At 70.3% G+C, this 24,965-nt stretch carries 19 protein-coding genes and 1 pseudogene; 12 read left to right on the top strand and 8 right to left on the bottom strand.

Annotation, left to right across the window (positions count from 1 at the left end; all coding sequences use genetic code 11):
* The first annotated feature begins 341 nt into the window (after window positions 1–341).
* The 5 genes from AC5P1B_RS12290 to AC5P1B_RS12310 all read left to right on the top strand — a co-directional run bounded on the left by AC5P1B_RS12290 (window position 342) and on the right by AC5P1B_RS12310 (window position 5,471).
* A complete protein-coding gene (locus AC5P1B_RS12290) occupies window positions 342–1,142 on the top strand; it encodes a VOC family protein (protein WP_493886922.1) in 801 nt (266 codons plus the stop codon).
* A gap of 299 nt (window positions 1,143–1,441) precedes the next feature.
* Entirely contained in the window at window positions 1,442–1,684 is a 243-nt protein-coding gene (locus AC5P1B_RS12295; protein WP_493886924.1) for a response regulator transcription factor, read from the top strand.
* 1,122 nt (window positions 1,685–2,806) lie between these two features.
* Window positions 2,807–3,775 (top strand): L-tyrosine/L-tryptophan isonitrile synthase family protein, encoded by a 969-nt coding sequence (locus AC5P1B_RS12300; RefSeq protein WP_493886925.1) that lies wholly within the window; start codon window positions 2,807–2,809, stop codon window positions 3,773–3,775.
* Window positions 3,772–4,587 carry a TauD/TfdA dioxygenase family protein gene (locus AC5P1B_RS12305; RefSeq protein ID WP_493886927.1) on the top strand — a complete coding sequence of 272 codons (816 nt, stop codon included), beginning with the start codon at window positions 3,772–3,774 and terminating at the stop codon, window positions 4,585–4,587. Before AC5P1B_RS12300 ends, AC5P1B_RS12305 begins: the two co-directional genes overlap by 4 nt.
* Window positions 4,588–4,673: 86 nt before the next feature.
* Window positions 4,674–5,471 (top strand): class I SAM-dependent methyltransferase, encoded by a 798-nt coding sequence (locus AC5P1B_RS12310; RefSeq protein WP_493886929.1) that lies wholly within the window; start codon window positions 4,674–4,676, stop codon window positions 5,469–5,471.
* 280 nt (window positions 5,472–5,751) lie between these two features.
* Here the strand turns inward: AC5P1B_RS12310 and AC5P1B_RS12315 are convergent, their stop codons facing one another.
* Window positions 5,752–6,273: a MarR family winged helix-turn-helix transcriptional regulator gene (locus AC5P1B_RS12315; RefSeq protein WP_493886930.1), complete on the bottom strand. Its 522-nt coding sequence runs from the start codon at window positions 6,271–6,273 to the stop codon at window positions 5,752–5,754.
* Between the two features lie 140 nt (window positions 6,274–6,413).
* Here AC5P1B_RS12315 and AC5P1B_RS12320 point away from each other — a divergent pair, with 140 nt between their 5' ends.
* Window positions 6,414–7,043, top strand: a complete 630-nt coding sequence (locus AC5P1B_RS12320) for a hypothetical protein (RefSeq protein WP_493886931.1) — start codon at window positions 6,414–6,416, stop codon at window positions 7,041–7,043.
* A 295-nt stretch (window positions 7,044–7,338) separates the two neighbouring features.
* Window positions 7,339–10,206 carry a serine/threonine-protein kinase gene (locus AC5P1B_RS12325; RefSeq protein WP_493886932.1) on the top strand — a complete coding sequence of 956 codons (2,868 nt, stop codon included), beginning with the start codon at window positions 7,339–7,341 and terminating at the stop codon, window positions 10,204–10,206.
* 113 nt (window positions 10,207–10,319) lie between these two features.
* Here the strand turns inward: AC5P1B_RS12325 and AC5P1B_RS12330 are convergent, their stop codons facing one another.
* The gene (locus tag AC5P1B_RS12330) at window positions 10,320–11,726 is read right to left on the bottom strand and encodes a hypothetical protein (RefSeq protein ID WP_493886933.1); all 1,407 of its coding nucleotides are present in this window, start codon (window positions 11,724–11,726) and stop codon (window positions 10,320–10,322) included.
* A gap of 336 nt (window positions 11,727–12,062) precedes the next feature.
* On the opposite strand from AC5P1B_RS12330, the gene AC5P1B_RS12335 reads away from it, so the two are divergent.
* Window positions 12,063–12,635, top strand: a complete 573-nt coding sequence (locus tag AC5P1B_RS12335) for a hypothetical protein (protein WP_493886934.1) — start codon at window positions 12,063–12,065, stop codon at window positions 12,633–12,635.
* Between the two features lie 132 nt (window positions 12,636–12,767).
* On the opposite strand, the gene AC5P1B_RS12340 is transcribed toward AC5P1B_RS12335, so the two are convergent.
* The 3 genes and pseudogenes from AC5P1B_RS12340 to AC5P1B_RS12350 all read right to left on the bottom strand — a co-directional run bounded on the left by AC5P1B_RS12340 (window position 12,768) and on the right by AC5P1B_RS12350 (window position 15,615).
* Entirely contained in the window at window positions 12,768–13,583 is an 816-nt protein-coding gene (locus AC5P1B_RS12340) for an enoyl-CoA hydratase/isomerase family protein (protein WP_493887020.1), read from the bottom strand.
* Between the two features lie 410 nt (window positions 13,584–13,993).
* Window positions 13,994–14,296, bottom strand: a pseudogene (locus AC5P1B_RS12345) (Zn-ribbon domain-containing OB-fold protein); the annotation flags it as partial.
* Window positions 14,297–14,460: 164 nt separating this feature from the next.
* Window positions 14,461–15,615 (bottom strand): lipid-transfer protein, encoded by a 1,155-nt coding sequence (locus AC5P1B_RS12350; RefSeq protein ID WP_493886935.1) that lies wholly within the window; start codon window positions 15,613–15,615, stop codon window positions 14,461–14,463.
* Window positions 15,616–15,783: 168 nt separating this feature from the next.
* On the opposite strand from AC5P1B_RS12350, the gene AC5P1B_RS12355 reads away from it, so the two are divergent.
* Window positions 15,784–17,592, top strand: coding sequence for a fatty acid--CoA ligase family protein (locus tag AC5P1B_RS12355; protein WP_493887021.1), 1,809 nt, complete (start codon window positions 15,784–15,786; stop codon window positions 17,590–17,592).
* A 102-nt stretch (window positions 17,593–17,694) separates the two neighbouring features.
* Here the strand turns inward: AC5P1B_RS12355 and AC5P1B_RS12360 are convergent, their stop codons facing one another.
* The 3 genes from AC5P1B_RS12360 to afsR form a co-directional block, all read right to left on the bottom strand.
* The gene (locus tag AC5P1B_RS12360; protein ID WP_493886936.1) at window positions 17,695–17,880 is read right to left on the bottom strand and encodes a hypothetical protein; all 186 of its coding nucleotides are present in this window, start codon (window positions 17,878–17,880) and stop codon (window positions 17,695–17,697) included.
* A gap of 222 nt (window positions 17,881–18,102) precedes the next feature.
* Window positions 18,103–18,390: a hypothetical protein gene (locus AC5P1B_RS12365; RefSeq protein ID WP_493886937.1), complete on the bottom strand. Its 288-nt coding sequence runs from the start codon at window positions 18,388–18,390 to the stop codon at window positions 18,103–18,105.
* Between the two features lie 215 nt (window positions 18,391–18,605).
* A complete protein-coding gene (gene afsR / locus AC5P1B_RS12370; protein ID WP_493886938.1) occupies window positions 18,606–21,527 on the bottom strand; it encodes an SARP-family global regulator AfsR in 2,922 nt (973 codons plus the stop codon).
* A gap of 969 nt (window positions 21,528–22,496) precedes the next feature.
* Here afsR and AC5P1B_RS12375 point away from each other — a divergent pair.
* From AC5P1B_RS12375 to AC5P1B_RS12385, 3 genes are all read left to right on the top strand, one after another.
* Window positions 22,497–23,129: a hypothetical protein gene (locus AC5P1B_RS12375; protein ID WP_493886939.1), complete on the top strand. Its 633-nt coding sequence runs from the start codon at window positions 22,497–22,499 to the stop codon at window positions 23,127–23,129.
* Window positions 23,122–23,574: a hypothetical protein gene (locus AC5P1B_RS12380; RefSeq protein WP_493886940.1), complete on the top strand. Its 453-nt coding sequence runs from the start codon at window positions 23,122–23,124 to the stop codon at window positions 23,572–23,574. Before AC5P1B_RS12375 ends, AC5P1B_RS12380 begins: the two co-directional genes overlap by 8 nt.
* Window positions 23,575–23,773: 199 nt before the next feature.
* Window positions 23,774–24,850 (top strand): hypothetical protein, encoded by a 1,077-nt coding sequence (locus AC5P1B_RS12385; protein WP_493886941.1) that lies wholly within the window; start codon window positions 23,774–23,776, stop codon window positions 24,848–24,850.
* Window positions 24,851–24,965: the final 115 nt, after the last annotated feature.

Below are 24,965 nucleotides of genomic sequence, written 5' to 3' on the forward strand. Positions count from 1 at the left end.
GCTTACCGAGGGGTGATCAGAGCGCGATCCGGCCGCCTGCAAATGGGGTGCGGAGCGAGGCTCGCCGGGAACGTGCAGCTCAGCGGGCTGGCCTGGACTTGCCGCTGGTCGGAGGGCGGTTCGCGTGCGTAGCTGCGGGGGGTCGGCCGTACGGATGATTCCTGTTATCAACAGGCTGTGGATAACGGCGGTGGATAACTCGTGCCCGGCTCGTGGAGGCGGTGTGAGCACCATCTGCCTGTGACCGGAAAGGGGCGGAATGTGACCTGCGCCGTTAGCGTGGCCGAGAAGGCACTTGCTGGCGTACCCGCATGTCCCTGCGTACGGGAGGACCCGGACCCATGGCCGCATTCGCGGAAGGCGTGCCCTGCTGGGTGGATGTGGCGCTGCCCGATGTCGTAGCGGGTAAGCGATTCTACGGTGACCTGCTGGGCTGGACCTTCGGAGACTCGGCGCCCGAGTTCGGCTACTACGCGCAGGCGTTCCGCGATGGCGAGAACGTCGCGGCGCTTGTGGGGAAGCCCGATGGCCGCATGCCCACCGTATGGAATGTCTACCTCGCCACCGAGGACTCCGTGGCGACCGTCGCGAAGGTCCGGGACGAGGGCGGTCAGGTGATCACGGCGCCCGTGCGGGTGGGTGACTTCGGCGTGATGGCCGTGGTCGCCGACCCTGGTGGCGCGGTGTTCAACCTCTGGCAGGCGGGCAGCTACGCCGGATTCGAGGCACAGGGCACCCCTGGGACGTACGGCTGGACCGAGATCTACACGCGCGCGCCTGAGCGCGTGGACGCCTTCTACGCGGCGGTGTTCGGCTACGGCAGCACGGCGGACAGCCGAGCCCCGGGGGGCGACTTCGTGCTGTGGTCTCCCGCAGGAGACCCCGAGGGGCCTGAGCATGCGGTTCTCGGCCGGGGAGTGATCAGCGCCGGCCTTCCCGCCGAGTTGCCCGCACACTTCCTGACCTACTTCGTGGTCGACAACTGCGACGACGCGGTGGGGGCCACGGTCAGGCTCGGCGGCCGCATGGTCACGGAGGCCACCACCACGCCGTACGGCCGCTTCGCGACCGTGATCGACAACCAGGGCGCGAGCTTCGCCGTCATCGACACCGCGACCACGGCCGGGCCGCCTGGCGGGTAGGGGCGCCGCGCTCGACGTGATAGCCAGGTCGGATGACGCTGGTGGACCGATGGCGGATCGATGGCGGACAGATGGCGGGAACATCGGTGCCTGATCCACACGTTGAGCCCGACGCGACGACACCGGCCAAGGGGTGGGCACGACAAGTGGCTTGGGCCACAGCTCGTGTGCGCCCCCTGCCCCGTCGCCGAACCTCTGTTCTCATGGAACGGCGGGTTGCTGGTCCGATTTGGATACGTCTTTGAGGAGAGCTTGTGCATTCACGGGGGCAAATGATCAACACAGAGACATGCGCGCACGTGAGACGGCCCGGGGAGGAGACGCCCGACTTCTCGCTTCTGACGAAACGTGAGATCGAGGTGTTACTCCTGCTGGCCGACGGCGAGTCGAACCGGGCACTCGCGCGTCAGCTCGGTATCGCCGAACGGACCGTACGAGCCCACGTGACCAGCCTCATGCGCAAACTGGGCGCCCGGTCACGCGTTCAAGCGGCACTGATCGTCTACAACCACCGTACCGCTCTCGTCCCCGAACCGGCATAGCTCGATAGGTCCATGCCTGTTCGGGCAATGCCCAAAGTGGCATTGCCTCTTGCGGCATAGCCATTCCGGCTATGCCGCAAGAGGCAATAGCGGCGATCTCGCCTCTGCGTACAAAGTGGGTGTGGCAGAGCGACCTGCCGCATGGGGGTTCACCTCAACGGAGGGTCGCGCAGGGGGACTCCGGGGAGGGAGAGCGGAATGCGCGCTCTGACACGAAGAGTGAACAGCGATAACAGGTCACTCCCGGACCGCCTCGCCATGGACAAATGACTACGTTCGGCCGTATCGCTGTCGCCGGTCACTGAGCGCCGACGGCACGCCTGGCGGCTGCCGCTGATACGACCTGTCCGGTCCGGCCCGCGCCGCACTGACGCGACAGGGTCCGTGGCGCCACGGTCCACCGTGGCGTGGTGCACCGGGTCGTGGTGCACCACGCGTGGGTCTGCGGCACCGCGGCCCGCCGCTCCACGGCTGGTCGCACCGGACGACGAACGCCCGGACCGCGGTAGGACGGACCGTAAGAGGACTCATCAGAAGGCCAAGAGGACAGAGCGCGACAGGACGGACCGCGACGGGGCAGCCCGCGCCGGCCGTCCTGCCGCCGTGCTGAACCAGCGCCCGACACTGGTGGCGGAGGCAGTCATTCCTGCCCGGCGACGCCACTCCGGGCGCACAGCGGTGCACAACAGCGGTGCGCAGTCGCCGCGAATCGGCGCGCGAACCAGCCGGGCATCGACACGCGCCGGCCGGATGCCGGACGGACGGCCGGATGCAGCAGACGAGACGCACGCCGGGCGCACCAACGCACGCCAGACGCAGGCCAGAGGGACACGCACGCCGGAGGGACACGCACGCCAGACGGACAAGGACGCCGGTCGGACGAGGGCGCCAGACGCTCACGGACGCCGGGCGCCCACCGGGCGGCAGACGGAGTCCCGGCGCCAGCCGAGACGCGGACGCGGCGGCCGGAACGGCAGCGGACCGGAACCGCGGCGGATCAGAACGGCAACGGACCAGACCACGGCAGATCAGAACCACAGCAGGCCAGAACCACAGCAGGCCAGAACCACAGCAGATCGACGAACTTTCCCCACTCCCTTCATATGCAGTCAGGAGATTGCGGTGACGCAGGTCATACAGCGGGCGACCAGCACCGAGATCCTCAACCATGTCTTCCAGTTCCGACGCCTCATCGCTGGACCGGACGGGGGCTGTGCCGACAAGCCATGCCCCGAATGCCGTGCCCCGCATGAGAAGAAGGTGGAGAAGTTCCTTCAGGCGGGTGAGCCCATTCACTTCGTGATCCCGGCGTTTCCCGCGAAGTCGCCGAACGACAACAAGGTGCTCGGCGCGCTGCCGGACATGGGCGAGCGGCTGGCGCTGGAATTCCTTCAGTCGTTCTGTGACCACCTGACCCACTACCACCCACCGGGCGCGCGCGTCACGATCTGCTCGGACGGGCACGTCTTCGCCGATGTCGTCGGGGTCACCGACGACGACGCGACGCGCTACCGCGCCGAACTGGAGGGCATGGTCGGTTCGTTCGACGGCTCCTCGATCGGCTTCTACGCGCTGGCCGACGCGTTCGACAGCACCGACTACGACGCCGTACGCGACGTTCTCATGGAGCGGTACGCCGAGTCGCTGGAGAGCCTGAAACACCGCGCCACCCAGGATGACCAGGTGCGCGGCATGTTCAACGGCATCCACCGGTTCATGTTCGAGGACCGCGTCGCGGTCAGCCCCGACAAGAGCCGCACCCGTGTCCGCGAGGAGGCCAAGCCGGTCGCCTGGGAGGTCATCCGGCGCAGCAACGCCTGGAGCAGGCTCGTCGCCGAGACCTTCCCCGACGCGCTGCGGCTGTCCATCCACCCGCAGCCGGTCCACTCGGAGAAGATCGGCTTCCACCTCATCCGCACCCGAGACCGGTGGCTCACCCCGTGGCACGGGGTCGCCCTGGAGACCGGTGACGGCATGTTCCTGACCAAGCGCAGCCATGCGGAGGAACTCAAAGCCTCGCTCGTATGGCGCAAGAACCGCCCCAGCCACTTCGTCGCCCCGCACCTGACCCTTCAGGAGGTCATGTCATGACTACAGCTCTGCCGCTCGACCCTTCGGTCCGCCTTGACCGGACCGAGCTGAAGCCGTTTGGCGCTGTCATCGAGGCGGCCGGTGATACGGACATCACCACGCTGCCCCCCGCGCTGCTGGCGCGCTGGGTCGGTGAATTCCGGGTCGTGGTGCTGCGCGGCTTCGCGGGCCTGTCCAAGGACGCGTTCGCCGACTGCGCGCGGCGCTGGGGCCCGCTGCTCACCTGGGACTTCGGCGAGGTGCTTGACCTCGTCGTGCAGGAGCGCCCCGCCAACTACCTGTTCACGCCGGACTGCGTGCCGTTCCACTGGGATGGTGCCTTCGCCAAGCAGACGCCCGCCTACATGTTCTTCCAGTGCCTCCAGGCACCGCTGGCCGACGCGGGCGGCGAGACGACGTTCGTGGACACCACCCGGCTGCTCGACAGCGCCCCGCCGCAGCGCCGCGCGCTGTGGGAGCGGGTGTCCATCACGTACACCGTCGACAAGAAGGGGCACTTCGGCGGCAGCTTCACCACGCCGCTGATCTCCGAGCACCCGGTCACCGGGCGTCCGACCATGCGCTACGCCGAACCCCTCAGCGCCGAGGAGTACGACAACCCGCTGACCCTGGACATCGAGGGCATCCCCGAGTCGGAGCACGCCGAGCTGCTGGAGGACCTGCACGCCCGGCTCTACTCGGGAGAGGCCAGCTACAGCCACCAGTGGCAGGACGGTGACTACTTGATCATCGACAACCACGTGGTGCTGCACCGCAGGGAGGCCTTCCGGCGGGACTCGCCGCGCCGTCTCCAGCGCGTCCAGATCCTCTGACGCCTGACCGGCCCCCCGCCCCACCAGTTCCTCCGGGGCGCACCCGCCCGTACGTTGCCCGTCCGCTGTCCGCCCGGAAGGCCACCATGTCCGTCACCACTGATTACGCGTTCGACAACCAGGCAACCCAGGCGCCGTCCCGGCTGGGCGCCCTGGAGGCCGCTTACGACCCGATCACCATCGCCCGCATCGACGAACTCGACCTGGCGCCGGGCGCGCGCTGCTGGGAGGTGGGCGCCGGTGGCGGGTCCATCGCGCATCACATCGCCCGTCGTGTGCACCCGACGGGAGGCACGGTCCTCGCCACCGACATCGAGCCCGGACTGACCGCCCCGGCCGACGGCCTGGAGCGGCAGCGGCACGATCTGCGCGGGCCGTTGCCGTCCGATGACCAGTACGACCTCATTCACGCGCGTCTTGTGCTGGGCCACATCCCGGAGCGCCGGGAGATCCTGTCCCGCCTGACCACCGCACTCGCCCCGGGCGGCTGGCTGCTGATCGAGGACTTCGACGCCACCGCTCTCCAGCGGGCCCTGGTCGCTCCGAGCCCGGCCGACGCCGAGCTCATCAACCACGTCGTCGACCTCACCCAGCAGCTGCTGGTCGCCAGCGGCGCCGACCCTGTCTGGGCCACCGAGGTGCACGCCACCATGGCCGGTCTCGGGCTGACCGAACTGCACACTCGCGAGCACGCGGAGAGCTGGTCAGGCGGCAGCCCGGGGTCGCAGCTGCTCGCCAAGAATACAGCCCAGCTGCGGGCCCGGCTCCTTGAGCTGGGGGCGGACGAGGCCGGTCTTGACCGCTTCGGTGCGCTCATGCGGGACCCGCAGGTCGCGGTCACGTCGTTCCGGCTGGTCTCCACCCGGGGCCGCCGCGCGAGCTGACGCGGCGCGCTTCCGTACGGGCACAAGGGTGTTGAGCGCGGGAAGCGCGCGAAATGCGCAAAGCGCGCAGAGTACGTACGGCTTGTGCAGCTCGTACGGCTCGTACGGCTCATGCAGCACTTGGCGCACGTAGAGCACGTGAAAAAACAGCACTGGGCGAATGCGGAGGAGCGGGAGCTCAGCGCACGTACGGAAGCAGAGCTCAGGCCCTGGCGCATGTCGCGCGCCAGGGCCTGCGTCATGGCCTGTTTCATGGCCTGCGGGGGTGGTTCTTCGCGGGTCAGTCCGTCGTGGCGTCGGGGTGGCGGGCGCGCCAGCCGTTGGCCAGGACCCGGCGCAACGTGGCCGTCAGGGTTGTGCGTTCCTCGGAGGACAGGCCCAGCAGCAACGGTTCCTCGACCGTGGACACGACGTAGTCCATCTCTTTGATCATTTCCCGGCCGCGTGCGGTGACGCGCAGCTCGGCGGTTCTGCCGCGCCCGGCCGGCGACTCCCGGGTGACCGCTCCGGACCTTTCCAGCTGCCTGACCGTCGCCTGCATGCTCTGTGCGGTGACCCCGGCGCGGCGGGCGAGTGCGCTGTAGGAGAGCCCCGGCTCGCGCGACAGATGGCCCAGCACGCTGAGATGCCGCAGCGAAAGCCCGCGGGCGTCCAGCGCGCGGTCGACCTCGTCGCGCACCATCCGCCCCACTCCCAGCAGGAGCATCCCGGTCCGCGCCGTCGTCGCGGCGGCCGCCGGAGGCTCGCTGGGGTCCCCGGCCCCGGGTGGCGTACGCGTGTGCTCGACCGAGCCCTCCGTCACGTGCTCCTCGTTCCTCCGCCGCCCGAAAGGGGGTGGCCCGCTCATCGGCCTGTGCTCGCGAATGCTAGCCTCGGTATGAGTTTAAGGCAGACTGAAACCAGGCTTTGGTGCCGCGCCCCGGCGCCGACGGGAGGCATGCCATGACCAAGCTTCTGCTCAGCATTCACGTGCTGGCGGCTGTCATGTTCATCGGGCCGGTCACGGTGGCTGCGAGTTTGTTCCCCCGCTTCGCCCGCCTGGCCCTCACTCCGGCCGGGAGCGCCGCCGCGACGGATACGGCCCCGCTCACGGAGCCCGTCACGGTCGCCGAGGAGGCAGAGGCGACCGGGGCGGCACGCGCAAGCCAGGAGCCGGGTTCCAGTGCGAGCGCGGACGGCAGCCCGGACCCGCGTGAGGACCGTGAGCGGGGCGGCGCCGTCTCCTCGGTGATGCTGCTGCACCGCATCAGCCGCGTCTACGGCTTCCTCAGCATCGCCGTCCCGGGTCTGGGGCTCTTCACCGCCCAGAAGATGGGTGTGATGGGGGACACCTGGCTCATCAGTTCGATGGTGCTGACCGTGGTGGCCGCGATCCTGCTCGGCATCGCGGTGCTCGGCACGCAGGACGCCGTTGTGACCCTGCTGGAGGACGAGGACCGTGAGCCCAGCGCCATGCGGGCGATGGCCGAGCGGCTGCCCAAGCTGTCGATGGTCACCGGAATGTTCGCGCTGACCTGGGCCGTCGTCGTCGTACTGATGATCGTCAGGCCCGGTTCCACGACGGGCGCCTAGCGTACGAGGCGGTACTGCGGCTACCTCGACGTCTGGCCAGAGGCTAGCTCCGCGTCACCCCACGCTCCCGTTGCGTACCTGCCCGGGGGCCTCGCCCGCCGCCCGCGCCTCCCGTCAGCTCCGCGCCGACGTGCGTCATCACCACCCGAAGTGCCCGGGACACGGCGAATTGCCCCCGGGTTCGCAACCGACGCGTTCGCCAGAGAGAATGCGGGTTGCGTACCACTGGTTGGCTTTGCCGGTGAGACGCTGCACGGGGCTGTCTTTTCAGCCCCCACGGGGAGGTGGCAAGCAAGTGGAGCAGCTGACGCAGCACGACCCTAGACGGATCGGCCCGTTCGAGGTGCTCGGGCGGCTCGGCGCGGGCGGTATGGGGCTCGTCTATCTCGCCCGATCGGCGTCGGGCCGACGGGTCGCGATCAAGACCGTACGGACCGAACTCGCCGAGGACCAGCTGTTCCGGGTCCGCTTCACGCGCGAGGTGGAGGCGGCACGGGCCGTCAGCGGCTTCTACACGGCCGCCGTCGTGGACGCCGACCCGCGCGCGGCCGTGCCCTGGCTGGCCACCGCCTACGTCCCGGCGCCCTCGCTTGAGGAAATAGTGAACGAATGCGGGCCGCTGCCCGCACAGGCGGTGCGCTGGCTGGCGGCCGGTATCGCGGAGGCCCTGCAGTCCATCCACGGCGGCGGCCTGGTGCACCGCGACCTGAAGCCGTCGAATGTGCTGGTCGTCGAGGACGGGCCGCGCGTCATCGACTTCGGTATCGCGTCCGGCGTCTCCAACACCCGGCTGACGATGACCAACGTCGCCGTGGGCACCCCGGCCTACATGTCGCCGGAGCAGGCGCGCGACTCGCGCAGTGTGACCGGCGCCAGCGACATCTTCTCCCTCGGCTCCACCCTGGTCTTCGCCGCGACCGGCCATGCGCCGTTCCACGGTGCCAACCCGGTGGAGACCGTTTTCATGCTGCTCCGCGAGGGCCCTGACCTCGCCGGACTGCCGGACGAACTGCGTCCGCTCATCGAGTCCTGTATGCAGATGGCCGCCGAGGCCCGCCCTTCGCCCGCTGACCTGCAGTCACAGCTCGCGCCCCATCTCTTCTCCTCCGGCGGCGACGACAGCGGTACGGCCTCCGCCTGGCTGCCGGAGAGCGCGGTCGGGCTCATCGAGGAGCGCCGCGGCGGCCGTGGCGCCGTCGCCCGCGCCGCCGCGAACCAGCGCCCGGCAAGGGGCGCCACGCCCGCCCCTGCCCCCGTCGCGCCGCCGGGCCCCGCGAACGGCGGCGGCTCCGGCTGGGGGCCCACGGGCAGCGGCGACCCACGCGGCGGCGGGCTCAGCTCGGCGGGCCCCGCACCCGGCGCCCCGGGCCGGCACGCGGCGCACGCCGCGCACAGCGCCTCGCCGGGACCGATCTCCGTGGCACCCGTCTCAGCGCCCCCGCCCCCGGTGACGGCCGCTCCGGCTCCCCCGGCCCCGGTCTCGCCCGCGCCGGTCTCACCGAGCCCCGGCCCGGCCGCGCGGCATTCCGCCCCGCAGTCCGCTGCCCCGCAGCCATCAGCCCCCACCGGCCCGTACGCCCCCAACGATCCATACGCGCTCAACGGCCCCGTCCCGGCTGGGCCCATGGCGTCGGAGGCGCCCGACGGCTCCGTACGGCTGCCCGGTTCGCAGGTGCCCATCGGCCCCGGCCCGCGCGTGGCCGACGCGCGCGACGCACGCGCGGCGCTCGACGGCGGACCGGCGTCCGGCTGGGTCAGGCCGCCGAGCGAGGGACCGGGTGCCGCCCACGGCGCCTACCCGCCCGGCTCCGGCCACCACCCGGCCGACGAAGCGGCCCACGCGGGCGGCCCCGGTGGCCCCGGTGCGCCTGGCGGTCCGAACGGCGGTGATGGCGCGGCGCGCGACGCTCAGCGGTCACAGCCGCAACCGCACGCACATCAGCAGGCGCAACCGCAGGCCGCCGACGGCTCGGGCGGCTCGGGCGGCGAGACCTCCGCCGCGGACTCCGCGAGCGGTCAGGGCCGCTGGCGCCCGTGGCGGTTCCGCATGTCCAACGACGTGTGGGGCACCCCGGCCGTCGCGGGAAACCTGCTGTACGTGACGTCCTTCGAGGTCCACGCGCTCGACACGGGCACCGGGCGGCGGGTCTTCAAGACACGCGACGTCGCCTGGGCGATGGCGGTCTCCGGTGGCCGCATCCACGCGTCGGACGGTTCGACGCTGTACGCGCTCGACGCCGAGGACGGTGCCGAGCGGTGGCGCCTGGCGACGGACGGCTGGGTCTACTCGCTGAAGGTCGACCGCGGCACGGTCGTCACCGGCACCAGGGGCGGTGGCGTCCAGGCATGGGAGGCCGCCAACGGCGAGCTGCTGTGGGAGATGTCGGGCGCGCAGACGGACTTCGAGACCCCCGAGTCGGGCCCGGCCATTCACGACGACACGGTGTACGTGTGGGCGGACGCGCGGCTGCGGGCCCTTGAGGCGCGTACGGGAGTGGAACGCTGGTCGTACCCGGTCGGAGACGCCGCTTCCTGTGGCGGAGTGCCCGTCCGGCTGCTGCACGCCCCCGACGGCGTTGTCTACGTCGCGGCGGGCACCCGGGTCCTCGCCATCGACATCGCACGCGGGGAGGTGCGCTGGCGCTTCGAAGCACCCGCCGTCTTCCTCTGCCCGCCCGCGTACGCCCCGGGCGCGGCGGTGACTGGCGGCGGCGTCTACATCGCCGACTACCTCGGCACCGTCTACGCGCTGGACGCCGCCAACGGGCGCGACCGCTGGCGGATAGCCACCGAGGCCAGGCAGTCCGTCGAACCCGTGCTGGTCGCGGCCGGTTCCGTACACCTGGGCAGCGGTGGCGCGCTCTACACGCTCGATGCCGTGACCGGCACGCCCAAGTGGCGCTTCGCCGCGGGCGGAGAGGTCATCGGCGCCCCGGTCGTCGCCGAGGGCCGGGTCCACTTCGGCTCAGCCGACCACTGCCTCTACACGGTCGACGCCACAGGCGGACAACTGCGCTGGAAACTGGCCACGGGCGGAGAGATCACCGGGTCACCGGTGGCGGCCGGCGGCGTGGTCTACGCATGCAGTAAGGACCGCTGCGTGTACGCGCTGGACGCGGCGAAGGGCACGGGCCTGTCCCGCTCACCCGCCCGGCAGCCGTAACAGCCGCAACCGCCGTAGCAGCAGCCCGCAGGGCGCGCCCCGGACAGCCGCGCCGGACAGCCGTGCCTGACAGCCGCCCCGGACAGCCGCCCCGGACAGCCGCCCCGGACAGCTCAGGGTCGGCCGTCCGGGGGACTGTGGTCGTTGTGCGGACCCTGGTCGCCGTGGCCACTGTGCTCGCCGTGCTGGCTGTGACCACTGTGCTCGCCGTGTTCGTCGTACGGGCCGTGACCGCTCTGCTCGCGCTGGTCGTCGCCTTCCTGTCCGGTGCGGCCGTCTTGTCCGGTGCGGCCTTCCTGTCCCGTAAGGCCGTCCTGTCCGGTGTAGCCGGGTGGGGCGGCGCGGTGGTGCCAGGACTGCGGAAGCGTACGTTCCATGTCCGATTCCGGCGGGGGAGCGGTGGGAGCCGGCCACGGTGCGACATCGTCGTCAGACGCCTCGTCAGCGGCGTTGTCAGTGGCGTGGTCAGCGATGGCGTACTCATAGCCGGAGTCATGGTCGGAGTCGGCAGGGGCGGTGCCCATGGCCGCCGTGTCGATGGCGATCGTCTCATCGGTGGAGCCGCCGCCTCCGCGCCCGTGGCCTGCGGGACCCCCGCCGCCGTCGGGCCATGGTCCGGCCGCTGAACCTGCCGGTGCCGCCGGGCCCGGCTCCACGCCGGAGACCTCGGGCATCTCCACCGTGCCGCTCTCCTGGCTGCCCCGGGTCGCGGCAGGCCAGGTGACAGGGGGCGTACGGCCGATCCCGGCGCTGGCCCCGGCGCCCATGCCGGGCCCCGTGCCATAGGGGTAGGGCGCCCCGGCGGTCCGGGTCGGCGCCGGGCCTGGGGCGGTGCCGGCGGTGGCCCTGTACAGATCCCTCGGGTACGCCTCCGGCTCGTGCGCATCACGCTGATACGCCCCCGCCGCGTAGCCCACGGGCAGCGGCGGCTCCGCCCCCGCACGGTCGCCGAAACGCTCGTCCCTGCCGTCCCCGTAGCCCCCCGTATGGCCGTGGCCACGGCCGTCTTCATAGCCGTAGTCGGGATCATCAGCACCGCGGTCTCCGGGCTCCCGGACCCGGCTCTTGCCTCGCCGGTGGTGGTCGGGCCGGGCGTGCCGGTGCCGACCGCTCATCAGCGCGGCGGCGAGCAGCAGCACCACCCCGCCACCGAGGGCGCCCGCGACACCGATACCCAGCCCGTTCCCCTCGCCGTCGACCGTCAGACTCCCCACCGCTTGGCCCTGCCGGACCATCCACAGCACGGTGAAGCCCACAGCGACCAGCCCGGCGAGGGTGATGACCAGCCGGGAGCGCAGCAGCAGACCCACCAGGGTCAGCAGGCCGACGAACGCCATGGGCAGGAACAGCGAGCGCAGCAGCCCGGTGTCGGCACCGCGTGCGCCGTCGAAACCGGTGAAGAGGTCATCGACGCGCACATCGCGGCCGAGACGGCCGTCGTACCAGGCGCGGAAGGGGCTCCAGACGACGGCCGAAGCTCCGATGAGAGCGATGAGGCTCCCGAAGACGTTGCGGATCATCTCCGACTCCTCGTCTCAACGCGTTAGCGGCTCTCGTCGTCGACGCTACGCCCGCGGTGTCACACCTGCCACGCGGGCACCACGCTGGGTAACAGAGAGAGGGGAGTTGGTGAAGGGACGTTTGGGGAACCAATCGCCGCTCAGCGGCGTGGTGAAATGCAAGCTGCCGCAGTGCTCGTCGGCTCGACCGATCGAGTGGCCCACCTGGTGTGCCGGCCCGGCTTATGCGGCGGCTCGACTGACGAAACAGCCCCGTCTTCCTTTGCTATAAGGTGGCGTGCACTCGTCAACTAATGCCTGTTTGGCTTGTAATAATCTTTTCCTCGGGGGTTCTTCATGCGTGCTCGTCGTGGTCGTCACCTGCGCGTGGTCGCGGTAGTCGCCGTTGTCTTCGTCGCTCTGACGGGAGCCCGCCGCGGTGGCGGTGACGGCGGCTGCGACGACGACAACGGCAGCAGCTCGTCGTCGGGCGGCGGGTTCGTCTCGGGCGGTTCGGGTTCGACCGGCGGCAGCGGCGGCGACTCGTCCTCCTCCGGCCTCTCCGGCGGTCCCAGCGACATACCCACCGCGCCCAGCTACACCCCGTCGCCCTCCTCCACCGAGCCTTCCTACGTCGCGGACGTGAGCGGCGAGGCGCTGGGCAGCAACTGCCGCTACGACGAGGCGACCAGCCAGCTCCAGTACGACGTCACCGTGACCAACCCCTCGACGACCAAGACCTACGACTACTCGGTCAGCGTCCAGTGGGAGAAGAGCTCCGGCGGCACCCTGATGGGCAGCGACTACGAGAAGGTCACCGTGGGGCCCGGCCAGTCGCAGACCATCAACATGACGTCGTACTACACCTTCACCGAGCAGACGTACTACACCTGCAAGGTCAGCTCCGCGTCCAAGTACGCCAACAGCTGAGGCGGCAGGCGCTGCCCCGCAGCGGCCGCGGTCCGGCCGTCGGCGCTCTGAACCACCGCCCCCGGCCCCGGTCCCGGCCCCGGCACTCGACCTGGACGTGGTCCTGACGCGCGACTTCTCCCTCCTCGCTTCTCACTGCCGGTTCGGCCGGTCCTGGCCCTGGCCCTGTTCCTGGCCCGGGGTGGGGCGGGTCGAGAGCCGCTCACGTGTGGCGAAGAGGGTGGACTGCTGGTCCGGTGGCAGATTGCCGAGCGCGATCAGGTGCGGCGCGTGAGCCAGGGCCTGCGCGCGGGTGGCCTCCTTCGCCGCCCACAGGGCGCGTACGGTCCCCTGGACCGCCTCGGTCGGTGACGCGGCGATGATGGCGGCGGCGCGCAGCGCGGCAGCCAGCGCCTGACCAGGCGGGGCGAGTTCGGAGACCAGACCGATGTCGAAAGCCCGCTGGGCGGACAGCCGCTGTGAGGTCCCCAACAACGCCATCCGGGCGGCCTCGCCCACCGGCATCCGTTGCGCCATGAGGATGGCCTCGTAGGCGCTGACCATGCCGTAAGTGGTGTGCGGATCGAAGAAGGTCGCCCCGTGGGAAGCGACGATGAAGTCGGACTCCCCGAGCAGATAGAACGCGCCACCGCAGGCCATCCCGTCCACGGCGGCGATGACCGGCTTCCACAAGTCATTGGCCTTCGGACCCATCGTGAGCAGCGGGTCGTCGAGCGAGTAGGGGGAGGTGGGCTGCGGGACATGGACAGAGCGGTCGATGCCGGTGCTGAAGGCCCGGCCGCCCGCGCCGGTCAGCACCGCCACCCGCACGTCGTCAGCCAGCCGCAGCGCCCGCCAGGTGGCAGTCAGCAGCCCCGCCATCTCCAGGTCGATGGCGTTGTGGCGCGCGGGCCGGTCGAGCGTGACCACGGCCACGCCGTCATCCCGCTGGTCCACCCGTACGGCCACCCCACTCGTGTCCGGCTCCGCCCCCTCGTCCGTGTCGTGTGCCGACCCCCGTCGCCCGGGCCGGTCGCCCTGCGGTCTGCCGGGCCCCGCGCCGACCCCTCTTCGCGCGTCCCTCTCGGCGCTCATCGGTGGTCCACCACCCAGCACGGCACGGTGAAGCCGGGAACGAGCTCGCGGAAGACGGCTCGTACAGGAGTCCCGATACGCAGGCCGACCAGGTCACACGAGCCCAGCACCGTGTCGGTGTCCGAGTCGGTGTCGGTGTCGGTACCGGTGCTGGTAGTGACACCAACCCTCGTGTCCCCACCCGTACTCGAAGCCGTGGGCGTGCCCGCAGGCGCGCCCGCGCCCACTTCCGCGCTCACGCCTGCTACCGCCCCCACGCCCGCTTCCGCGCCCCCGCGCCCCGGCGTGACGAGGTTGCCGACGAGGCGAACGCGCGGACATTCCGTCAGCTCGACGACGATCGCGTTGTACGGCGCGAGCTCCGCGTAGGCCGGGAGCAGGGGCGGATGCGCGACGATGTACGACCACAACCGCCCACGGCCGCTCAGGCGTCGCCACGCGCTGTCGAACGACTGGCAGCGCGGGCAGCAGGGGCGCGGCGGGAAGCGTGGTTCGCCGCAGTCGGCGCACTCCTGTACGCGCAGCTCGCCGCGTGCCGCGTACGCCCAGAACGGCGCGCCGTCCGGATCGGTGACGGGGGCCAGCAGACCCTCCGAAGGCGTGCGATGACCTGCCATGGGTTCTCCCGCTCGCCTCTCGTCCGCCCTCTCGCGCGTCCCGCCCGCGTGCCCTCCCATACGCCCTCCCGTATGCCCTCCCATATGCCCTCCCATATGCCCTTCCGCGTGTTTGTCCCCTGCGGCCTCGCAGGTCATCCGGTGGTCAGGAGCAAGGCGGAGGTGGGAACGCCCTCGCCCGCCGTGACCAGGCACGTGGCGGCGTCGGGGACCTGCGCTGTGGAGGTTCCGCGGAGTTGCCTGACGCCCTCGTTGATCAGGTTGAAGCCGTGGACGTACGCCTCGCTGAGCCCGCCGCCGCTGGTGTTGACCGGTAACCGGCCGCCGATCTCCAGCGCGCCGCCCTCCGTGAACGCGCCGCCCTCGCCGCGTCCGCAGAAGCCGTACCCCTCCAGCGACAGCGGGATGAGCGGAGTGAAGGCGTCGTAGATCTGTGCCACATCGACGTCGCGTGGTCCGAAGTCGGCGGTCTTCCAGAGCTGGCGGGCGGCGGTCCAGGAGGGGCCGGTGAGCGGGTCGTCGTTCCAGTAGTTGACCATCCCGTGGTGCTGGGCCGGCAGTCCCTGGGCGACGGAGTGTACGAGCACGGGCCGCCTCGCGCCGTCGCGTGCACGCTCGGCCGAGACGAGTACGCAGGCCAGCGCGCCGTCCGTCTCCAAGCAGTTGTCGAAGAGGCAGAGGGGTTCACTGATCCAGCGAGCGGCCATATAGCTGTCGCGGGTGAGCGGGCGACCGTGCATGATCGCGGCGGGGTTCTCGTTGGCCCGGTTGCGGCAGGCGAGCGCGACGTTGAAGAAGTGGTCGCGTGTCGCCCCGTATTCGTGCATGTAGCGGCGCGCCAGCATGGCGATCTCGTCGGCCGGGCGCAGCAGCCCGAACGGCCGCGTCCACTGGGCGGGCGTCGGGAGCTGGGCGCGCGTGTTCGTCCAAGGGCGCGGCCCGGACCCGCGCTTGCGGGCACGCCAGGCCACACCGACGTTCGCCTGACCGGTGGCGATCGCGGCGGCGAGGTGGGCGACGGTCGCGCAGGAACCGCCGCCGCCGTAGCCGACCTTGCTGAAGAAGGTGAGGTCTCCCGCCCCCAGGGCCTTGGCGATCTCGACCTCGTCCGTGTCCTCCATCGTGTACGAGGCGAGGGCATCGACCTGCGACGGGGGAATCCCGGCGTCGTCGAGGGCGGCGACGATGGCCTGACATGCCAAGGTCTTCTCGGGAGCGTCGAGTTGCCGGGCGAACGGGGTCTGGCCGATACCGACGATGGCCGTCGCGTCCTTGAGTGTTCCCGGCATCGATCCCTCCGCGGTCTCGCTGGCGCAGGCACCACAAGGCGGCTGTGCTGACTGCAAGGCCGCTGTGCTGACAGCGGGGAAGCGTACCGCTAACCTGACGAGCAGTCAGCTATGGCTGGGATTCGACAGTCGGTCACGGCCATGGTCATGGTGGCGGGAGGAGACGCGATGGGGAACGCGGGGGATGCTCGGAGAACGGCTTCTGGACAGCCGGTCAGCTGGCAGAACGTCGCGCACTTGGTCCGGTCGGCCGCGCTGCGGTACGGAGAGCGGGAGGCGGTGGTTTCCGGCCGCACCCGAGTCTCCTATGTCGACCTGGGGGCACGGGTGGAACGCGCGGCGGCCGCGTGCGTCGCCTCGGGCATCGAGGCGGGGGACCGGGTCGCGGTGTGGGCCCCCAACACCCTGGAGTGGATCGTCTCGGCCTTGGGCGCGGTCACGGCTGGTGGTGTTCTCGTGCCCGTCAACACCCGCTTCAAGGGCGCCGAAGCCGCGTATGTTTTGCGCCGTACGCGAGCGAAGGCGCTGTTCGTGACGGGCACGTTCCTGGGCACGTCGTACGTGGCGTCGCTCCGCCGGGCGGCGGGGCAGCCGGAGGCCCACGAGCGCCCGGAGCCCAACGGGCGACAGGCCGGTCCCGGCGTCGGCACCGGCACTGCGGCCTCCGGCCCCCGCACCACCGCCTCAGCTGGCGCGTCCACCGAGCCTCAGTCCGACCCCACCGCCCCGCTTCGCACCGCCCCGCTTCCCGGGCTGCCGCATCTGCGGGATGTGATCGTCTTCGCCGCTGACGCCCCTGCCGGCTTCCGTACCTGGGAGGACTTCCTCGCGGGCGGCGAGTCCATCCCCGCCGAGACGGTGCGGGCCCGGGCCGACGCGACACAGCCCAGCGATCCCTCCGACATCACGTTCACCTCGGGCACCACGGGGTGGCCGAAAGGCGTCGTCATCTCGCATGCCCAGACGCTGCGCGTCTACGACACCTGGAGCGAACTGGCCGGGTTGACGGAGGGCGACCGCTATCTGATCGTCAATCCCTTCTTCCACACCTTCGGTTACAAGGCGGGCATCATCGCCTGCCTCAGCCGTGGTGCCACGATGGTGCCGCAGCCGGTCTTCACCGTGGATACCGTGCTGGCCAACATCGCGTCCCAGCGGATCAGCGTCCTGCCCGGGCCGCCGACCCTGCACCAGGCACTCCTGGACCACCCGGCGCGCGGCCAGTACGACCTCTCGGCGCTGCGCCTGGTCGTCACCGGTGCGGCCGCCGTCCCCCTCCAACTCGTCGAACGCCTGCGGACCGAGTTGGGCGTCGGCACTGTCCTCACGGCGTACGGCCTGACGGAGGCGTCCGGGACCGTGACGATGTGCCGCCGTGGCGACTCGCCCGCCACCATTTCGGCCACCTCGGGGCGTGCTCTGCCCGGCACGGAGGTCCGCGTGGTCGGGGCCGACGGCACGGACGCCGGGCCGGGGCGGCCGGGCGAGATCCTCGTGCGCGGCTACCACGTCATGGCGGGCTATTTCGAGGACCCTGAGGAGACGGCGAAGGTCATCACGCCGGATGGCTGGCTGCGTACGGGCGACGTGGGAGTCATGGACGTCGCCGGGAACCTGCGCGTCACCGACCGTGTCAAGGACATGTTCATCGTCGGCGGCTTCAACGCCTACCCGGCGGAAATCGAGCAGATCCTCGCCCGTCACCCGCAGATAGCCGACGTCGCCGTGATCGGCATCCCCGACCCCCGCCTCGGCGAGGTCGGCAAGGCCTACGCGGTCCGCCGCCCGGAGCCCGCCACCGACGCGCCCTCGCCCGGGTCCTCCGCGCCCCTCACGCCCGCCGACTTGATCGCCTGGTCCCGGCGGGAGATGGCCAACTACAAGGTACCGAGAGAAATCGAGTTCGTGGCGGAGCTCCCGCGTAACGCGAGCGGCAAGGTGCTGAAGGAGCGGTTGCGGGCGGGCGGGGGCCGCTGAGGCGATGTGCGGTTCCACGCGGCCCGGCCCATGGGTCGTGCCCTGGACCCGCGTGAGGGGGTGGGCCCCCGGCCCAGCCCCCTCACGCGGTGGAGCGGAGTGTTACTTCAAGCCGACAGCAGCCCATGCGGAACCCTGCGTCGCCGCCGTGCCCCCGTCCGGATGGGCGTCCTGAGGCGTCGCGCTGGTGCTGTCCGGATGCCCGTCCGCCGACGCGGTGGCCGCTGTTCCCGCTATCAGTGCCGCCGCGAAGGCGATCGCGACAAGTGACCTTTTAGGCTGCGTCATTCCGACTCCTTGGTGAGGGGCGTGTTTGCCGTTCACTGAGTGAAACTCAAGTCATCCAGAGCGAAGTGATCCCTCGGCTTTTTGTCCTGAAGCGAGCGCACGCTGGCGAGTCAGGCCGTATAGGCCCGAACTATGGGGCCGACTCCGGTGGCTCCCCCTCCTTGCCACCGATGCCGGCCCCGGTCTCCGGACGAACGACTGCCGCTACGGCCGGTCTGCGGCTCAGGCAGTGCCGTCGGGGTGGTTGTCCAGCGGCGTGACGCTGGTCCCGTCGGGGTGGTTGTCCATGGTCTTGATCTCAGCGCCGTCGGGGTGGTTGTCCAGCGGCGTGACGCTGGTCCCGTCGGGGTGGTTGTCCATGGTCTTGATCTCAGCGCTGTCCGGGTGGTTGTCAAGCGGCGTAACGATGGCCCCGTCGGGATGGTTGTCCATCGTCCTGGGCTTGATGCGCTTGGCGCCGTCAGGATGGTTGTCCAGCGTCGTGACGGTGTTGGGCTCAATGATGCTCATGTGTCTTACTCCCCGTTATGTGTGCTGTGGTTGGGCGACTGAGTGAGACATAGCCGTCCGGCGACTCCCCCGTGGGCCGCCGGACGGATATTTTAGGGCCGCTCATTCACAGTCGCGCGACCTTGGTGCTTCGAACCACTCGTCCCCCGTCGCGGATCGATGCTACGAGAGTGGCGGGACACGATAAACGAATGATGAACGCACAGTGGGCAGGGCTAGGCAGCGGCCACTGGCGTGAGGAGAGTCCGCACCTCATCGGCTTCTGCGGCGTTCAGTCGCTCATGGATGGCGAGCGCCTCCTGCCAGCACGCGCGGGCACGGTCCATCTGCCCCAGCTGCTCCAGCGCCCGGCCCAGCACGGTGAGCACGGTTCCGCGCCGCCACTCGCCGCCCACCAGGCGCAGGGCGAGAGCTTGCTCAGCGTGGGTGGCGGCCTCGGCCGGCCGCTGTGCCGACAGGTGTACCTCTGCCAGGCGGGCGTGGGTCGAGCCCTCCCACAGGCGCTGCCGGTTGTCGCGGAACAGCGCCAATGCCTCTGTCAGCTGAGCCATCGCCTCGGCGTGCCGCCCAGCTTGGCACAGGGCGACTCCCATGGCGTACCGGCCGTTGGCGAGGCGCAGGGTCAGCCCCATGCTGCTGTAGATCTCGGTGCCTTCGGCCGCGAGTTCGATGGCGCTCTCGATGCGCCCCATGGCGGCGTGCGAGCGTGAGATGTTGCACAGGGCACCGGCCATGCCGGGAAGGTTGTCATCGCTGCGGAAGGCGTCGAGAGCCGCCCGGAAGTACATCTCCGCGTCCTCGTGGCGGTTCTGGTAAATCGCGATGATGCCGCGGTCGTTCAGCGCCTCACAGCTGGGCACCGGATCGCCGACCGCGTGGGCGAGCTCTATGGCCTGCCGCGCTTCCGCGTCCGCCTGCCCGAACCTGCTCGTCATCCGGTAGGTGTGGGTCAGCATCATGCGGGCACGGCCCTCGGCTCGCATGTCTCCGGCGGCGTGTGACGCCTGGCAGGTGGCCAGTGCCGCTGTCTCGTACTGGTGTGAGTTGGCGCCCGATTCCGCCAGGTCCTTCGACGTGAGCAAAAGATCGGCGGCCCGGCGCAGCGTGTCATTTCCAGCCGACTGCTGGATGCAGGCGAGCAGGCTGTTCGCCTCCGCGAAGAGCCAGTCAAGCGCGGCTGCCCGGTCGGGGAAGCTCAGCCCGGCGTAGCGAGTTGGTTCGACATGGTCGACGAGGCGGTCGCCGGGGCGTGCGAGCGCGAACACCTGGGTGGCTGTGGCGAGATAGAAGTCCAGCAGCCGGGACAGCGCGGCGTCGCGTTCCGACGGCGGCAGCTCGTCCCGCTCCGCGCACGCGCGTGCGTAGAGCCGCACGAGGTCGTGGAACCGGTAGCGGCCGGGTGCTGCGGACTCCAGCAGGCTGGTGTCCACAAGGGATTCGAGAAGCGACTCGGCCTCGTACACGTCGAGATCGAGCATGGCGGCGGCCGCCCCGAGAGAGATGTCGGGGCCGTCGGCGATTCCCAGCAGGCGGAACGCGCGGGCCTGCTGCGGGTCGAGTTGGCTGTAGCCCAGCTCGAAGGTGGCCTTGACGGCGAGGTCCCCGGCCTGGAGTTCGTCGAGGCGACGGCGCTGGTCCGCGAGTTTCCGGGCGAGGACGGACACGGTCCACGTGCGGCGGGCGGCGAGGCGGGAGGCGGCGATGCGAATGGCCAGCGGCAGGAAACCGCAGGCGGCGACCACGTCCATGGCCGCGTCGCGTTCCGAGCTGACGCGTTCGTGCCCGACGATGCGCGTGAAGAGGGTCAGGGCCTCGTCTGGGCTCATGACGTCGAGATCGACCAGGTGGGCGCTCTCCAGGTCGACCATGCGCGACCGGCTCGTGATCAGCGCGGCACACCCCTCGGTCCCGGGGAGCAGCGGTCGCACCTGCGCCGCGTCGTGCGCGTTGTCCAGCAGCGTCAGGACCCGGCGCCCGGCGAGCGTGGAGCGGTAGAGGGCGGCGCGGTCCTCCTGGGCGTCCGGAATGGCCTCGTCCGGAGTGCCGAGCGCGCGGAGGAAGGAGCCGAGGACCGCGCCGGGCTCCGCGATCGAGGGACCGGTGCCCTGGAGGTCGATGTAGAGCTGCCCGTCGGGGAAGTGCTGCCGGGCGACGTGCGCGACGTGGACGGCGAGCGTCGTCTTGCCGACCCCGCCGATTCCCGCGACCGCGGACACCGCCATCACGCTGCCCTCGGCGGTGGCGAGCTGGTCACTGAGCTCCCGTACGAACGCCGCCCGGCCGGTGAAGTCGGCGACGCTCGCCGGAAGCTGCGCCGGACGTACGGTGGTGCGCTGGGCGGTGGCCTGGGTGTCCGCCGCGGGAGCGTTGAGGTCGGCGTCCGCCTGGAGGATACGCTGCTGCAAATCCGAGAGCTCGGCACACGGGTCGACACCCAGCTCGTCCGACAGCATGCGCCGGGTGTCGGCGTACACGGCCAGCGCCTCCGCCTGGCGGCCGCTGCGGTACAGCGCCAGCATCAGCAGCTCACGCAGGCGCTCCCGTAGCGGGTGGGCGGCGGTCAGGGCGGTGAGTTCGGAGATGGTGTCGGTGTGGTGGCCGAGCTCCAGGTCCAGGTCCAGCCGGGTCTCCACCAGGCTGAGCCGCCACTCTTCGAGGCGGGTGCGCTGGTTGTCGGCGTACGGGCCGGGCACGCCGGCCAGCGGCTCACCGTCCCACAGGTCCAGCGCCTCGGTGATCAGCTCACGGGCCTTGACGCGCTCCCCGGCGGACCGGGCCTTGTCGGCCTGCGCGGCGAGATTCTCCGCGCGGTCGAGGTCGAGGGCGTCGACGTCGACGCGCATCGCGTAGCCGCCCGACTCACTGACCAGCACACCCGCGTCCACGCCGAACGCCTTGCGTAGCCGGGACGCGTACGTCCGCAGCGCGGCGATGGCCGCGTCCGGGGGCTCCTCGCCCCACAGCCCGTCGACCAGTTCGGGCGCGGTCGCCGTACGGCCGTTGCGCAGCAGCAGGGCGGCGAGCAGCGCGCGTTGCTGTGGTGAGCCGTGGGGGAGCTGTTCGTCTCCACGCCAGGCCCGGACGGGCCCGAGCACGGTGAAGCGCAGATGGCGCGCTTGCCCCTGGTCGCCGCCCATGGTCTCCCCTTGCCGAGTGTCTCCGCTTCGCACCGGCTAGTTTGCCTTGTCCGTACCCCTGGCGTCAGTAAGGGGCCGAGGCTCTGCACAAGGCCCGCAAGAGTTGGCCGATTCGCAATATCCGCCGACTCGACAGCCATGTGCTGCGTTGTACACCAACAGAGAGCTGCTTGGTGGCTGTTGCGCGGAAGAAGGCCATGGTTGGCGTGGTTCGAAACGGCATCCCGCCATTGATGCGCATATTTCTCTGTTTTCGCTTCTATAACAGCTGTTTACGCCCGCCCGTGGCACGGTGAGCCCGGCGTGACGAGAGGCGGTCTCAGGCCAGTCATCGCCTGTCGGCAGGGTCATCGGATGGTCGATGGCGGAGCGACGGCATTGCTGGTAAGAGAGTCGGAGACAGCACCCGATGAGCTCAACGCTACGGACTGACGGCGTAGTTGCCGCGACCGGCCCCGGACGCCGGCCGCCGCGACCGCCGCTGGTAGCGCGCCTTTCCTCTACGTACCGCGGTCGGCCGGACTTCGAACCCCTCGGCCCGGGTGGCCCGTTGTGAAGATCGGGAACGCCCGACCGGGGCGTTCGCGGTTGCGACTGTCGGGTGGGAAGGCGCGTCGAGTGAGTCGCCCATATCCCCATACGTTGTATACGCGCCGTTGCCCGGACTATTTACCGGTGAAATTCTTTCCGCGGACACGTGTCCGCTAAGTGCCCGTCCCTTTGCTGAGGGGCGGGCGTTCTGGACGCGCCCGGTGCCCCCTGGCACGCTCACTCACCAAGCGGTCGGCGGATCACGGGAAAATAATCCGCCGACGAGGGAGGCGGTAATGGCGATGCCGGCTCCTGTGAACGGAGGCCGTTCGCACCCGCTCTTCGCGGAGGTGGGCACGTCGCGGGCCGTTCGCGCGGCCAAAGCGAGGAGGTCACGTTCCCGGGATAACCGCTGGGTGGATTGGTTGAGGACGCCTGATGGAACTCGTCGCATACAGCGATTCCGACGTGCCGTTGCTCACGGGATACCGACTGCCGGGGGAACTGCTGGGGGTGCGTCCGGTGGGCCTGTCCCCGGCTGCGGAGCCGTACCGGGTCGCCCAGCCGGCAGGGCGGCGCGACGAACGCCTCTATGTTGTCCGTGGCATCGCGTACGTGCGCTACACCGAGATCGACTGGGCGAGCGGCCAGGCCCGGCTGGAGATCGGCCCGCGCGAGCCGATCGGTCGCGACGCGTCCGTACGCGGCGCGGCGTACGGTGACTTTGACGACGACTTCGGCGGCGACCTTGACGGCTCCGGCTATGAGTACGAGCACGGCTACGAGTACGAGCGCGATATCGAGCGCCGTCACGGTCACGAGCACCAGCACGGTCATGAGCGCCGGCACGCCACGGACATGCTGACCGCGCTGGTCGTACTCGCCGTGGCGCATGGCCGCCGCGCCCTGAACCTGCGCAGGCTCTACGGCTGGGTCACCCCCGCCGCGGGCACCCCGACCCGCCCGCTGCGGGCCGCGGGCTTCGCCTGGGAGGGCGTCATCCCGCGCCACTGCTGGTATGAAGGGGCCGAGACGGAGCGGGAGATCTGGGGCATGGTCACCCATGGCTGACGTGTACCCGGTGGAGGTGCCGGACGGGATACGCCGCCTGCGCCGACTCCCGAGCGGTGGTCTGGGTTTCCTCGGACTGGACCCGCTGACGCAGAGCGATCAATGCCTGACGAGTCGCCTGATGGCGATGGGCGCGCGGTTGTTCGCCACAGCGGGCGGAGCTGTGGTCGCCTACGCCTCCAACCCGGCCAATCCCCGGCAGGCGTGGGTAGCCGTCGCCGAGGACGACAGCGCGGCCCTGCGTGCCCTGCTCACCTTTCTGTGCTCGGCGGCCGCCTTCACCTCTTTCACAGCCACCATGTGCGCCTCAGATGTCGGGCTACCCGCGCTTCTGGACTGTGGATTCCGCGAGGTCGGCACGTTGCGAAGCCATGTCCTCCGGGCGGGCATTTACCACGATGTCGGCGTGTATTACGCGTCGCACGACGATCTGCGTTTTCCGTAAGGCAACTCCGCCCATCAGTCCGCGGCGACGACCGCACCGCTCCCGCACTCAGCCTCATCATCGGCCCCGACTCGGTTCCGTCTCGGCATCGGCAACATCGCGATGGGCGGCGACACACCACGGGTGAATCACTTATCGGCCGGATCAGCGCTATGCGTCACCCTGGGAGCGAACACGGGGGCTGACGCGGAGGGGAGTCATGAGACCGAACGACCAGTGCACCGACCACAGCACTACGGCGATCCGGCTCTATCAGAAGGCGCTGCGCGACGGGGAAATTGAACCGGGGGACGTGGCCGGGCAGTTGCAGGTCCCAGCGGAGGAGGCGACAGCGGCGCTGGACCACCTTCGCGAACTAGGTTTGCTGCGCAGGCTGTCGGTGACCCAGCAGTGGCTCGTCGCGATCAATCCGCAAACGGCCGCGGCGGAACGCCTCGGCCCGCGCGAGCATTCACTGCGCGAAGAACAGTCCCGACTGGCCGAGCGGCGCTCGGCGATCGAGGCATTCATGCCGATCCACCTTGACGTCGAGAGAGGCAAGGACCCTGCCGAGGGCATTGAGATCATCGAAGGCGCCGAATGCGTCTTCAAGGTCATCCGCGAGATGAGCGAGCTGTGCCAGGCCGAGGTATCCGTCATCCAGCCTTTCGGTCTGCGTACGCACGAGGAAGCCGAGAAGTGGCTGCCCGCGCACATCGCGACGATCAAGCGCGGTGTCCGTGAGCGCGCGCTCTGCCAGCACAGCGCGCGGTTCAGCGCCACCACCAAGCAGGGCGTGGAGGCCGTACTGGCCGCAGGCGCCGAAGTGCGGACCCTGGAAGTGCTGCCGCCCCGGGTCATCATCTTCGACCGCTCCTACGCGGTGATTCCGGGCCTTGACGACACAGACGCCGCGGTCGTCGTGCGCAACTCCGCCACAGCGCGCTACCTCGCCGCGGTCTTCGATGTTCTGTGGATGACCGCCTTGCCTTTCGAAGTCATCGGTCAGAGCGGTCAGGCACGGGAAATCTCCCGCGACATCGACTCCGCCATCGTCAGGCTGCTCGCCTCTGGCGCGAAGGACGAGCTCATCGCGCGGCAGCTGGGTATTTCCCTGCGTACCTGCCGTCGGCGTATCGCCCAGTTGATGGTCGCCCTCGGTGCGGACAGCCGCTTTCAGGCTGGATACCTCGCCCGGCAGCGCGAAGAGAAGGACGAGGGCGATACGGAAGAAGGTCTGGTGACTTCCGCCCCGCTCCGGGACGCGCTGCCGACGGCGGCCCGCCGGGCGGGGTGAGCGAACGGGTCTCCATCATTCATCCATCCATTCATCCATCCGTCCGGCTCCGCTCCATGCCCTGTCCGCCACCGAAGGGCGGCCGTCCAGGCACCTGACGAGGCGTCAGTTCGCC

The organism is Streptomyces sp. A01, from assembly GCF_059026195.1.

What these genes read in the sequence shown, in the direction of transcription:
- AC5P1B_RS12290 (WP_493886922.1), top strand. Translation starts at nt 342, where the DNA reads ATGGCCGCATTCGCGGAAGGCGTGCCCTGCTGGGTGGATGTGGCGCTG.
- AC5P1B_RS12305 (WP_493886927.1), top strand. Translation starts at nt 3,772, where the DNA reads ATGACTACAGCTCTGCCGCTCGACCCTTCGGTCCGCCTTGACCGGACC.
- AC5P1B_RS12310 (WP_493886929.1), top strand. Translation starts at nt 4,674, where the DNA reads ATGTCCGTCACCACTGATTACGCGTTCGACAACCAGGCAACCCAGGCG.
- AC5P1B_RS12320 (WP_493886931.1), top strand. Translation starts at nt 6,414, where the DNA reads ATGACCAAGCTTCTGCTCAGCATTCACGTGCTGGCGGCTGTCATGTTC.
- AC5P1B_RS12330 (WP_493886933.1), bottom strand. Translation starts at nt 11,726, where the DNA reads ATGATCCGCAACGTCTTCGGGAGCCTCATCGCTCTCATCGGAGCTTCG.
- AC5P1B_RS12335 (WP_493886934.1), top strand. Translation starts at nt 12,063, where the DNA reads ATGCGTGCTCGTCGTGGTCGTCACCTGCGCGTGGTCGCGGTAGTCGCC.
- AC5P1B_RS12350 (WP_493886935.1), bottom strand. Translation starts at nt 15,615, where the DNA reads ATGCCGGGAACACTCAAGGACGCGACGGCCATCGTCGGTATCGGCCAG.
- AC5P1B_RS12355 (WP_493887021.1), top strand. Translation starts at nt 15,784, where the DNA reads ATGGGGAACGCGGGGGATGCTCGGAGAACGGCTTCTGGACAGCCGGTC.
- AC5P1B_RS12360 (WP_493886936.1), bottom strand. Translation starts at nt 17,880, where the DNA reads ATGACGCAGCCTAAAAGGTCACTTGTCGCGATCGCCTTCGCGGCGGCA.
- AC5P1B_RS12365 (WP_493886937.1), bottom strand. Translation starts at nt 18,390, where the DNA reads ATGAGCATCATTGAGCCCAACACCGTCACGACGCTGGACAACCATCCT.
- afsR (WP_493886938.1), bottom strand. Translation starts at nt 21,527, where the DNA reads ATGGGCGGCGACCAGGGGCAAGCGCGCCATCTGCGCTTCACCGTGCTC.
- AC5P1B_RS12375 (WP_493886939.1), top strand. Translation starts at nt 22,497, where the DNA reads ATGGAACTCGTCGCATACAGCGATTCCGACGTGCCGTTGCTCACGGGA.
- AC5P1B_RS12380 (WP_493886940.1), top strand. Translation starts at nt 23,122, where the DNA reads ATGGCTGACGTGTACCCGGTGGAGGTGCCGGACGGGATACGCCGCCTG.
- AC5P1B_RS12385 (WP_493886941.1), top strand. Translation starts at nt 23,774, where the DNA reads ATGAGACCGAACGACCAGTGCACCGACCACAGCACTACGGCGATCCGG.